This window comes from Caballeronia sp. ATUFL_F1_KS4A (assembly GCF_023630905.1).
GTDB classification, from domain to species: domain Bacteria; phylum Pseudomonadota; class Gammaproteobacteria; order Burkholderiales; family Burkholderiaceae; genus Caballeronia; species Caballeronia zhejiangensis.
Genome location: NZ_JALQEB010000018.1, coordinates 105,182 through 114,364 on the forward strand (window position 1 = coordinate 105,182; position 9,183 = coordinate 114,364).

Below are 9,183 nucleotides of genomic sequence, written 5' to 3' on the forward strand. Positions count from 1 at the left end.
GCGAGTAAAGAGTCATGGGCCACGAAGAGTTCATGTCGCAGGAGGAGGTCGATGCCCTCCTCAAGGGCGTCACCGGCGAGATCGATCAGGAAGCTGACGAGAAAAAGCCCGCCGGCGTACGTCCGTACAACATTGCGACGCAGGAACGCATCGTCCGCGGCCGGATGCCCGGCCTCGAAATCATCAACGACCGCTTCGCGCGTCTCATGCGCGTGGGCATCTTCAACTTCATGCGGCGCTCGGCGGAAATTTCCGTCGGTCCGGTGAAGGTGCAGAAATACAGCGAATTCACGCGCAATCTGCCGATCCCGACCAATCTGAACCTGGTCCATGTGAAGCCCTTGCGCGGCACGTCGCTGTTCGTGTTCGACCCGAATCTCGTGTTCTTCGTGGTCGATAACCTTTTCGGCGGCGACGGGCGTTTTCATACGCGCGTCGAAGGCCGCGAGTTCACGCAAACCGAGCAGCGCATCATCGCGAAACTGCTGAATCTCGTGTTCGAGCATTACGCGACGTCGTGGCGCAGCGTGAAGCCGCTGCAGTTCGAATACATGCGCTCGGAGATGCACACGCAGTTCGCCAACGTGGCGACGCCGAACGAAATCGTCATCGTGACGCAGTTCACGATCGAGTTCGGCTCGACGGGCGGCACGCTGCACATCTGCATGCCGTACTCGATGATCGAGCCGATCCGCGACGTGCTTTCCTCGCCGATTCAGGGCGAAGCGCTCGAAGTGGACCGCCGCTGGGTGCGCGTGCTGTCGCAGCAAGTGCAGTCGGCGGAAGTGGAACTGACGGTGGATCTCGCCGAGATCCGCTCGTCGTTCGAGCAGATTCTGAACATGCGCGTAGGCGATGTGCTGCCGATCGACATTCCGGAGCAGGTCGTCGCGAAGGTGGACGGCGTGCCGGTGATGGAATGCGGCTACGGAATGTTTAATGGTCAATACGCGCTGCGCGTGCAAAAGATGATCAGCGCGAGCGATACGATGAAGGAAGGTGGATATGAGTGACCTGATGCAGAACGACGCGCCCGGCGCGCCGGAAAAAGGTGAAGAGCTGATGCTGGACGACTGGGCGAGCGCGCTCGCCGAGCAGAACGGCAACGAAGCGCCGGTGGCCGCGAGCGCGGGCGTGTTCCAGCCGCTGTCGAAGGCGGCGGCGCCGTCGACGCGCAACGACATCGACATGATTCTCGACATCCCCGTGCAGATGACGGTGGAACTCGGGCGCACGAAGATCGCGATCCGCAACCTGCTGCAACTCGCGCAAGGCTCGGTCGTGGAACTGGACGGCCTCGCCGGCGAACCGATGGACGTGCTCGTGAACGGCTGCCTCATCGCGCAGGGCGAAGTGGTCGTCGTCAACGACAAGTTCGGCATTCGCCTGACCGACATCATCACGCCGTCCGAACGCATCCGGAAGTTGAATCGATGAAACGCCTGGCCGTTGCGCTGCTCTTCGCCGCGCCTCTTTTCGCCCATGCCGCCGACATGAACGCGGTGAACCACGCCGCGCAGATCGCCTCGGGCGTCGGCGCGGGCACCGCGGTGCCATCGCTCGGTTTCGGCGCGGTGTTGCAGACGCTGCTCGGACTCGTGATCGTGATTGGCTTCGTGTTCGGCTGCGCATGGCTCGCGCGCAAGTTCGGCTATCAGGGCGGCAAGCGCAGCGGTCTCGTGAAGGTCGTGGGCGGCGCATCGCTCGGCAACAAGGAACGCGTCGCGGTCGTCGAAGTCGGCGATACGTGGCTCGTGCTCGGCGCCGGTCCCGGCAACGTGCGTCTGTTGCACACGATGCCCGCAGGCTCGGCGGAAGTGGAAGGCGTCGGCGTTCCCGCGCAATCGTCGCCGCCGGCGTGCAACTTCGGGCAGCGCTTTCGCGACGCCCTCGCCGGCGAAGCGAACAAGCGGCTCCAGAAGTTCGTTTCTCCCGGCAAATAAGTCAGTCTTGCCGATGCATCGGGCGCGGTTCGCGAGGACCGCGCCCGATGTGCGTTTACGGCGCACGTTCGCAATAGAACGAGTTGGCGCGGGTTTCCCCCTCTTTTCGCCCCATCGTCCCATGCCGCGATAGCCGAGAATTCACGCTATCGAAAGAGGCAGGATTCCATGGTCATCACGTTCGTCGTTCATCAAGGTCAGCGCATTCTCGATGCCCTCGCAAGCATCGTCGGCGGGAGCAAGTAATGCAGGTGAGTCGTAACATCGTGCGCGGCGTGAAGCTCGCGCTGCCCGTCGCAATCGGCCTCGCGCCGTATCTGGCGTTCGCGCAAAGCACGGCGGGGCTGCCCGCCTTCAACACGAGTCCCGGCCCGAACGGCGGCACGACGTACTCGCTCAGCGTGCAGACGATGCTGCTGCTGACGATGCTCTCGTTCCTGCCCGCGATGGTCCTGATGATGACGAGCTTCACGCGCATCATCATCGTGCTGTCGCTGTTGCGGCAGGCGCTCGGCACCACGAGCACGCCGCCGAACCAGGTGCTCGTCGGCCTCGCGCTGTTTCTGTCGTTCTTCGTGATGTCGCCGGTTCTCGACAAGGCTTACACCGACGCATACAAGCCCTTCTCCGAAGGCCAGATCGCGATGGATCAGGCGATGACGCGCGGCGTCGCGCCCTTCAAGCAGTTCATGCTGAAGCAGACGCGCGAATCGGATCTCGCGCTGTTTGCGCGCATCTCGCACGCCGCGCCGATGAACGGACCGGAAGACGTGCCGCTTTCGCTGCTCGTGCCGTCGTTCGTCACGAGCGAATTGAAGACGGGTTTCCAGATCGGCTTCACGATCTTCATTCCGTTTCTCATCATCGACATGGTGGTGGCGAGCGTGCTGATGTCGATGGGCATGATGATGGTTTCGCCTTCGACGATCGCGCTGCCGTTCAAGCTGATGCTGTTCGTGCTCGTCGATGGCTGGCAGTTGCTGATCGGCTCGCTCGCGCAGAGCTTCGTTTCCTGATTTCGTGAGACTTTGAAATGACGCCAGAATCCGTCATGACGATGGCGCATCAGGCGATGTACGTCGCCTTGTTGCTCGCCGCGCCCTTGTTGCTGGTCGCGCTCGTCGTCGGTCTCGTGGTGAGCCTGTTCCAGGCGGCCACCCAGATCAACGAATCGACGCTCTCGTTCATTCCGAAGCTGATCGCGGTGGCGGTGACGCTCGTGATCGCCGGTCCGTGGATGCTCTCGACGCTGCTCGACTACATGCGCCACGTTTTCACGATCACGCCTGCGATCACGGGCTGAGTTTCGTTCGATGTTCTCCGTCACCTATGCGCAGCTGAACGGCTGGCTCACGGCGTTTCTGTGGCCGTTCGTGCGAATTCTCGCGCTGATCGCCACCGCGCCCGTGCTGAGCCACATGGCGATTCCGATGCGCGTGAAGATCGCGCTTGCGGCCTTCATCTCGCTGATCGTCGCGCCGACGCTGCCCGCGATGCCGCAGGCGACGGTGTTTTCGGCGGCGGGCGTGTGGATCATCGTGAATCAGTTTCTGATCGGCGCGGCGATCGGCATGGTGATGCAGATCGCGTTCGCGACCGTCGATGCAGCCGGCGAGTTCATCGGGCAGCAGATGGGCCTCGGTTTCGCGACGCTTTATGATCCGCGCGCGGGTGGCAATGCGGTGGTCGTGTCGCGCTATCTGAACACGCTGGCGATGCTCGCGTTTCTCGTCTTCGATGGCCATCTGCAGTTGATGAGTGCGCTCGTGGCGACTTTTCAGAGCGTGCCGATCGAGGCGAATGTGGTGGCGTCGGCTTCGCATGCGCAGGGATGGCGCGTGTTGGTCGGGTATGGCGCGAGCGTGTTTTCGACGGGCTTGCTGCTGGCGTTGCCGATCGTGGCGGCGCTGCTTATCGCCAATCTGGCGCTCGGCGTTTTGAATCGCGCTGCGCCGCAGATCGGGATATTTCAGGTCGGGTTTCCGGTGACGATGCTCGTCGGGCTGCTTTTGTTGCAGCTCATGGTTCCGAATCTGATGCCGTTTTTTCAGCGGGTTTTCGATGTGGGGATTGCGCAGATTGGGCGGGTTGCGGGGGCGCTTTAGTCGCTAAAGAAGCGCCTGTTGCAAGGGCGCCCGATGCTCATGCACTTTGATGATTCGATACTCGTTTTTCAACGCGCCAGCTTCGATCGATTGAATTTGGCGTAGATCGACGACGAGGACGTCGCCTTTTCCAAAGCGTTCGCCGCTATTCACTTTGCTCAGAAATACTTCGTCGTCCAATGCGGCGAAAAAAGGATATTGGCCGTCGTGAACGCGCCATTTGTTTCCGTCCTTGAATACGACGGATTCCACCAGCAGGACTTTTCTCGCAACGAAGTCCGAGACCACTTCGCCGCTGTCATTGTCGGATGATGCAAATGACGCAAGCTCATCGTCTTCGATGATGAGTTCCACTTTCTCGCCGCGCACGATACCGAAGTTCGATATGCCTTCGCGCTCGAGAGGCGACAGGGTCTTGCTAAGACTCGAGCGCACGGTGGTATTTCGCCAGAGGCGCACGACATTGGCCTCGACCTCGACGGACTCCGTTTCTGTGATCCACACATGCGAGACTTCACCGACCTGTTCGATTCGGTGCGGCCGGCGTCCGCGCAGCTTGCGTGCCAGCCCGACGACGCCGCCACCGCCGCCGATGAGGCCGAGGATGGTGAGGATCGTATAAGCATTGGAAATTGCCGTGGCATTGGACCCGGCGAACATATCCCGGATCTGGGCCAGCAGTTGTTGCACGAAGATGAGATCGAGTTCGAACGAACCGGCTTTGAAACTGCCTTTGACTTCGACCCGGACATCGGCTGAATCGCCGTTCAGTTCCTTGTTCGCTGCCGTGAACAAATCGGCGATGGCCACGAGCGCGGGCGCAAGGTCCCGCACATCCATTCGATGTTCCGCGAGTGCAGGGCCGTCATATACGACGTTGAACCGCTCGTGGTTGCTCATGTCGTTGTGATGTTCGGAATACTGGGATTCGCTGCCGCGCGGGCTGGCAGGTCGACCGGATGTTACCACGCAGCCTCCTCGAATAGCGGGCCGTGGCGGGCACCGCCATACATGCAATAGGGCCGCCCGAGGGGCGGAAACTACGCGACAACGGGACTCGTCAAGGATGAGTCATTTCACGATGCCGAGCGGCAACATCATGTCTGAGCGCGCACGATAGAGATACACGAAACGTCCCATTTCGCGTGCTCTTCTACCGCACCTCGATCTGAGTTGGCTTCCTTTGCATACCCAACGGCAGCGCGTAGCGCTGCGCCGAAGCTGTTTCGTGCTGAACCAGCGCGCTCAACGTATTCGGGCGGCAGATCGTGCGCGAGCCAAGCCCGATTGGTTCTATGAGGGCACTCTTTAGGCGAGTGCCACCGAGGACGAGAGGACTACCCAAATTGCGTGTGACCGCGGGCTTGAAAAGCTGCTTTCTTTGCCTACTTTCTTTGCAGCAGCAAAGAAAGTAGGTGCCGCCCCGCACAGGGGCAACGTTAATAGACCGACGCGAATACGGGATCCGGCGAAAGCAGAAGGGAGAACGCAGAAAGCAAAGAAAAGCCGCCTTCAACCCTGAATGTAATCAAACAACGACATCTTCTGAATCTGCGAAAACGCCATCTGCGCGGCCTGCAGCGAACTCTGCGTCAACTCGTACTGACTGATCGACGAAACGAGGTCGATGCTCGTCAGATTCGCGATGTCACTCGCCGTCTGCGTCTGACTCGTCTGCATTGCGCTCTGCGTCGACTGCACTTGCTGCTCGCGTCCGCCCACCACAGTCTGCGCCGCCAGCACGTTGTTGAACGTGTTGCTCACCTTCGTGCCGATCGTCGTCAGCGTGTTGGTCAGCGCCGCCTGCGCGCCCGGCGATCCCGTCGGCTGCTTGAGCGCGTTCACGAGGCTGTCGAGCGTCGCGAAGATGTCGTTGTTGCCCGACGCCGCCGGCTCCACGGAGAACGTGTCGCCATCGGCGGGCGTGCCGTCGATCGTCACCTTCTGGCCGCCAAGCGCGATGTCCGTGCTGCCCGTGTAGGCCACGTTCGTCGGCAACGATGAATCCGCCGGGTTCGACGTGACCGAGTAGGTCGTCGAGCCATCCGTCGCCGAGACCGAGAACTTGATCGTGTACGTGCTCGCATTGGCCGCGTTGCTCGTATCGTTGACGCTCACGCCGCTGATCGTCCCGGTGCCCGTGTTCGTGCTGGCCGCGCTCGACACCGGATCGCTTTCCGTCGGCAATACGCTGCCGAAGATCGACGCGCCCGTGTCGCCCACCGGGATCGTCCGTCCTTCGCTGATCTGCACCGTGCGCTGGCCGTAATCGCCCGAATACTGCGCGCCGACGCCCGACGGGTCGTTCGTGTACGGCTGCGTGCCGCCCTTGAGTCCCGAGAAAATATAGTTGCCGTTGCTGTCCGTGGTGTTCGCGAGGCTGAAGAGCTGATCGCGCAAACCCTGAATCGTGTTCGCGATGGCCGTGCGGTCCGAATCGGTGAGCGAACCGTCGCCCGCATGCACGATCTGCGTCTGCACGCTCGTCAGCGCGCTGCTCACGCTGCTCAGCGTCGCGTCTTCCTGCTGCAGCGCGGACAACGCCGTCGTCTGATTCGTGCCGTACTGCGTGAGCGCGCCGCTTTTCATCGTGAGCTGCACCGCCTGCGCCGCGCCGAGCGGATCGTCCGACGCGGTGAGAAGGCGCTTGCCCGACGAGATCTGCTGATACATCGACGAAAGCGTACTTTGCTGGTCGCTCATCGAAGCGACGTTCAGGTTGAAGTACTGGGAACTGGAAATACGCATCGCGTTTAGCCTCAGTTGAACATGCCGAGCAGCGACTGGAACAGCGTCGCGGCGGTCTGAATCACCTTGCTGTTCGCTTGATAGAGCTGCTGGTACTGAATCAGGTTGGCCGCCTCTTCGTTCAGGTTCACGCCCTGCACCGATTGCTGCGCCGACGTCGCCTGGTTGAGGAGCGAGGTCTGCGCCGTGCTCGTCGCCTTGAGCTGATTCGTCTGGTTGCCGATGTTGTTGATATAGCTCGAGTACGAACTCGTCAGCGTGTCCGTGCCGCCGTTGAGCGACTTCGCCGACACCAGGTTCGACATCGCGAGCGCATTGCTGCCGTCGCTCGTGCCGCCCTTGTTCTGCGCGATCGCGAACGCGTCGCCGTCCTTCGGCGTGCCGCTGATGGTCGCCGAAACGCCCATCGCCGAGACCGTGAGACCGTTGTTCGCGTCGTACGGAATCGTCGTGCCCGCGGTGTACGTCGTCGTGCCGACGGTGACATCGACATCCGATGTAAAGCCGTTCGCCGACGCGCTGTACGTCAGGTTGATGCCCGACGTCATCGTGTTGCTCGTCACCGTCGCCGACGAAATCGATGCCGTGCCGGTGTTCGTGGTCGCCGCCGACGTCACCGCGGGCGACGCCGCCGCGATCGCCGCGCCGTTGCTCGTCGTGAGCTTGAAGTTGTCGAGCGCGCCGCGCGTCGGCTGGATCGTGAACGAGTCGCCCTTCTGCACGCCGCTGAGCGTCGACACGTCGATGTTCAGGCCGTTGATCGTCTTGTTCGTCTCCGTCGCCGGATCGATCGTGCCGAGTGTATTGCCGCTTGCCGGGTCCGTCACCGTGTACTTGCTGCCGTCGTACGTGACCGTGAAGTCGTTCGTCGGCGGCTGTGCGCCATCGGCGATCGTCGCCGTCGGCACGCCGGTGCCCTTGTTGCGCGCGTTCGAGATGACGGTCGGATCGCTCGTCGAAAACAGCTTGCCGCCGGCCTGGCCGTTGAGGTCGAGACCGAGCGCGTTCTGATCGTTCAACTGATTGGCGAAGCTCGTCGCGATCGCGCCGAGTTGCGCCTGCGCCGGATCGAGCGTCTGCGTGCGGAAGTCGATGAGACCGCCGACCGTGCCGCCTGTCAGCGCCGAGTTGTCGAGGTACTGCATGTTCGCGGCCGTCTGCGTCGCGCCGTTGCTGCTCTGGTAGGCGATCGTGAGCTCGCTCGGATCGGACGGCGACGGCACGGCTTGCAGCCCGTACTGCGTACCTCCGACGACGAGCGGCTGCCCGTTGCCGATGAACACGTTGTAGTTGCCGTCGGACTGCACGACCTGCACGCCGATCATCGACGACAGGTTCGTGACGAGCTGATCGCGCTGATCGAGCAACTGGTTCGGCTGCTGGCCGCCCGCGCTGGCGATGTTGATCTGCTTGTTGAGATCGGCGATCTGTTGCGAGTAGCTGTTGATCTGCGAGACCGCGCTCGTCAGTTGCGTGTTGACGCTCTGACGCAGTTGGTCGTATTGCTGGCCTGCCGTGTTGATCTGATCGGCGAGCGTTTGCGCGCTGCTCATCAGCGACTGGCGCGCGGAGGAACTGTTCGCCGAATTCGCCACCGACTGCAGGCCGGAGAAGTAATTCGAGATGCCTTTCGAGATGCCGGAAGTCGGATCGCCGACGAGGTTGTTCAGCTGCGAGATCAGCGAGTAATACGTGCTGGCGGCGCTGCTGGACGCTTGCGTGTTGTTGACTTGCGTCGTCAGGTACTGGCTGTACTGGCGCGTGACGGTGACGGCCTGAACGCCGCTGCCCAGATAGCCCGAGCCGGTGAACTGACCGGGCGACTCCTGATACTGGACTTTCTCGAGCGTATAGCCCGGCGTCGCGGCGTTGCTGATGTTCTGTCCCGTCGTCGTGAGGCCCCATTGGGCCGCGTTCAAACCGGAAAGACCAATGCTGAAGATGTTATTGGACATGCGTGAATCCTGGTGAAGCGGCGTTGGATCGAGCGCTGCCGCATGGCTGATTTGTATATCGGCCGATTGCCGGGGAAGTTGAGCGTTTGCGCGTTGGGTTTTGGCTTTTACCGAAGCCCGGGCGGTTTTTGCGATGGGGCCATTATCGGAGAGGTGGCGCAATGGCTATTGCGCGAAGAGCATGCCTTTTTGGGGCTAATTCTTCGATTTTGTTTCGTTGGCCTTGGTTTTTCGCTTTTGCTTTTGCTTTTGCTTTCGCTTCCGGTTTCGCCGGATCCCGTGTTCGTGTCGGTCTATTAGCGTTGCCCCTGTGCGGGGCGGCACTCACTTTCTTTGCTGCTGCAAAGAAAGTAAGCAAAGAAAGCAGCTTTTCAGGCCCGCGGTCACACGCAATTTGGGTAGTTCTCTCGTCCCAGGCGGCACTCGCCTAAA

10 protein-coding genes are annotated in these 9,183 nt (G+C 61.5%); 7 read left to right on the top strand and 3 right to left on the bottom strand.

Annotation, left to right across the window (positions count from 1 at the left end):
- Positions 1-14 precede the first annotated feature (14 nt).
- From fliM to fliR, 6 genes are all read left to right on the top strand, one after another.
- Positions 15-1,013 (top strand): flagellar motor switch protein FliM, encoded by a 999-nt coding sequence (gene fliM, locus NCS03_RS13585; protein WP_008352571.1) that lies wholly within the window; start codon positions 15-17, stop codon positions 1,011-1,013.
- Positions 1,006-1,437 carry a flagellar motor switch protein FliN gene (gene fliN / locus NCS03_RS13590; protein WP_008352569.1) on the top strand — a complete coding sequence of 144 codons (432 nt, stop codon included), beginning with the start codon at positions 1,006-1,008 and terminating at the stop codon, positions 1,435-1,437. Before fliM ends, fliN begins: the two co-directional genes overlap by 8 nt.
- On the top strand, positions 1,434-1,943 hold the full coding sequence (gene fliO / locus NCS03_RS13595) for a flagellar biosynthetic protein FliO (RefSeq protein WP_250529263.1): 510 nt from the start codon (positions 1,434-1,436) through the stop codon (positions 1,941-1,943). The genes fliN and fliO overlap by 4 nt, the downstream gene beginning before the upstream one ends.
- A 245-nt stretch (positions 1,944-2,188) precedes the next feature.
- Positions 2,189-2,959 carry a flagellar type III secretion system pore protein FliP gene (gene fliP / locus NCS03_RS13600; RefSeq protein ID WP_033536657.1) on the top strand — a complete coding sequence of 257 codons (771 nt, stop codon included), beginning with the start codon at positions 2,189-2,191 and terminating at the stop codon, positions 2,957-2,959.
- Positions 2,960-2,976: 17 nt separating this feature from the next.
- Positions 2,977-3,246 (top strand): flagellar biosynthesis protein FliQ, encoded by a 270-nt coding sequence (gene fliQ / locus NCS03_RS13605; protein ID WP_008352562.1) that lies wholly within the window; start codon positions 2,977-2,979, stop codon positions 3,244-3,246.
- 10 nt (positions 3,247-3,256) lie between these two features.
- A complete protein-coding gene (gene fliR / locus NCS03_RS13610; RefSeq protein WP_008352560.1) occupies positions 3,257-4,048 on the top strand; it encodes a flagellar biosynthetic protein FliR in 792 nt (263 codons plus the stop codon).
- A 3-nt stretch (positions 4,049-4,051) separates the two neighbouring features.
- Here the strand turns inward: fliR and NCS03_RS13615 are convergent, their stop codons facing one another.
- The 3 genes from NCS03_RS13615 to flgK all read right to left on the bottom strand — a co-directional run bounded on the left by NCS03_RS13615 (position 4,052) and on the right by flgK (position 8,751).
- Entirely contained in the window at positions 4,052-5,017 is a 966-nt protein-coding gene (locus NCS03_RS13615; RefSeq protein ID WP_235366282.1) for an LAPAL motif-containing putative phage structural protein, read from the bottom strand.
- Positions 5,018-5,560: 543 nt separating this feature from the next.
- Complete coding sequence (flgL, locus tag NCS03_RS13620) at positions 5,561-6,796, bottom strand: flagellar hook-associated protein FlgL (RefSeq protein ID WP_034473278.1); 1,236 nt, start codon at positions 6,794-6,796, stop codon at positions 5,561-5,563.
- Positions 6,797-6,807: 11 nt separating this feature from the next.
- The gene (gene flgK / locus NCS03_RS13625) at positions 6,808-8,751 is read right to left on the bottom strand and encodes a flagellar hook-associated protein FlgK (protein ID WP_008352554.1); all 1,944 of its coding nucleotides are present in this window, start codon (positions 8,749-8,751) and stop codon (positions 6,808-6,810) included.
- Positions 8,752-8,793: 42 nt separating this feature from the next.
- On the opposite strand from flgK, the gene NCS03_RS13630 reads away from it, so the two are divergent.
- Positions 8,794-9,051 (top strand): hypothetical protein, encoded by a 258-nt coding sequence (locus tag NCS03_RS13630; RefSeq protein WP_250529264.1) that lies wholly within the window; start codon positions 8,794-8,796, stop codon positions 9,049-9,051.
- The last annotated feature ends 132 nt before the right edge of the window (positions 9,052-9,183 follow it).

Excerpts from the sequence above, each read along its gene's own strand:
- fliM (WP_008352571.1), top strand. The coding sequence starts at position 15 with ATGGGCCACGAAGAGTTCATGTCGCAGGAGGAGGTCGATGCCCTCCTC.
- fliN (WP_008352569.1), top strand. The coding sequence starts at position 1,006 with ATGAGTGACCTGATGCAGAACGACGCGCCCGGCGCGCCGGAAAAAGGT.
- fliO (WP_250529263.1), top strand. The coding sequence starts at position 1,434 with ATGAAACGCCTGGCCGTTGCGCTGCTCTTCGCCGCGCCTCTTTTCGCC.
- fliP (WP_033536657.1), top strand. The coding sequence starts at position 2,189 with ATGCAGGTGAGTCGTAACATCGTGCGCGGCGTGAAGCTCGCGCTGCCC.
- fliQ (WP_008352562.1), top strand. The coding sequence starts at position 2,977 with ATGACGCCAGAATCCGTCATGACGATGGCGCATCAGGCGATGTACGTC.
- fliR (WP_008352560.1), top strand. The coding sequence starts at position 3,257 with ATGTTCTCCGTCACCTATGCGCAGCTGAACGGCTGGCTCACGGCGTTT.
- flgL (WP_034473278.1), bottom strand. The coding sequence starts at position 6,796 with ATGCGTATTTCCAGTTCCCAGTACTTCAACCTGAACGTCGCTTCGATG.
- flgK (WP_008352554.1), bottom strand. The coding sequence starts at position 8,751 with ATGTCCAATAACATCTTCAGCATTGGTCTTTCCGGTTTGAACGCGGCC.
- NCS03_RS13630 (WP_250529264.1), top strand. The coding sequence starts at position 8,794 with ATGGCTGATTTGTATATCGGCCGATTGCCGGGGAAGTTGAGCGTTTGC.